The sequence below is a fragment of the Methanoregula sp. genome, assembly GCF_002835825.1.
Lineage (GTDB): Archaea > Halobacteriota > Methanomicrobia > Methanomicrobiales > Methanospirillaceae > Methanoregula.
Window position 1 is genome coordinate 1 of the sequence record NZ_PIZH01000755.1, and the last position, 1053, is coordinate 1053.

The window sequence follows — 1053 nt, forward strand, 5'->3', positions numbered from 1 at the left end:
GTGCTGCGGCCTTTTCCGGGACCGGAAGGACCGGCATGCTGAACGGTGCGGGGATGAGCGAAGCACCGGCGGCAGGGGCAGGGTCGAGGCTCCGGCTGGTCATGCAACCTCTCCCGGGAGGGACGGGCCTGCTGCCTGCTGCAGTGCCAAAAAAAAGCCGGTCCCCTGCCGGCATCAGGTGGTCAGGAACAGGAACGCTTCCCTGAGGGAAGATGGGACAATACCGCCGATGGTGGTCATCGGTACCGTCGTTGTCGCAGTCCAATGGATCGCTCATAAGGAACACTAATCCAGCGCAATGACTGGATTATGCTAATGAGCTGTAGTCATGGTTGGATTATGAATGTATCGCTCGCCCGTGGCCTTTGCGGCAGCCCCGGGACGACTGCCAAAAAAAGAGCGCAGGCGCCGGTTACACAATTTTCATATATTCTTATGACCATCAGTAATCAACAATGCATATCCCCACTCCCGAAGAGCTCCGCTCGCGCCGCGAGACCCTCGGCATCAAGCAGACCGACCTTGCCCGGAGGGCCGGCATCAGCCAGTCCATGGTCGCCAGGATCGAGGCCGGCAATGTCGATCCCCGCGTCAGCACCCTCAACAAGATCATCGCCGTGCTCAACAGCGCCGAGCCCCGGACCATCCTCGCTTCCCAGATCATGCACACGCCGGTCCTCTCGGTCCGGCCGCAGGACACCATCCTGCGTGCGGTCGAGATCTTCGAGAAGAACAATATCTCCCAGCTCCCGGTCATCGAGGCCGGTATTCCGGTCGGCTGCATCTCCGAGTCGGTCATCGTCAAGGCCATCGAGCAGCAGCGCATGCACCGTACGCACTACTTCCTGGTCAAGGACTTCATGGAGGCCTCGTTTCCCACTGTTCCCCCGGACATGGACGTGGAGACGGTCATCAACATCCTCCAGCAGAACCACGCGGTCCTGGTGGTGGAAGGGAGGAGCGTGCGGGGCGTCATCACCAAGCACGACCTCATCTCGCTCATTGATTGAGGGATTTTTTTGCTCTGGTGAAACGGGCATGAACCGGCAGGGT

The 1053-nt window shown here is 60.0% G+C and carries 2 protein-coding genes; both read left to right on the forward strand.

The features are described from left to right. Positions 1 to 289: hypothetical protein (locus CW742_RS14950; RefSeq protein WP_292421769.1), on the forward strand; the 289-nt coding region annotated here is incomplete at its 5' end. A 166-nt stretch (positions 290 to 455) separates the two neighbouring features. Beyond that, complete coding sequence (locus CW742_RS14955; RefSeq protein WP_292421771.1) at positions 456 to 1010, forward strand: CBS domain-containing protein; 555 nt, start codon at positions 456 to 458, stop codon at positions 1008 to 1010. Positions 1011 to 1053: the final 43 nt, after the last annotated feature.

Excerpts from the sequence above, each read along its gene's own strand:
- CW742_RS14955 (WP_292421771.1), top strand. The coding sequence starts at position 456 with ATGCATATCCCCACTCCCGAAGAGCTCCGCTCGCGCCGCGAGACCCTC.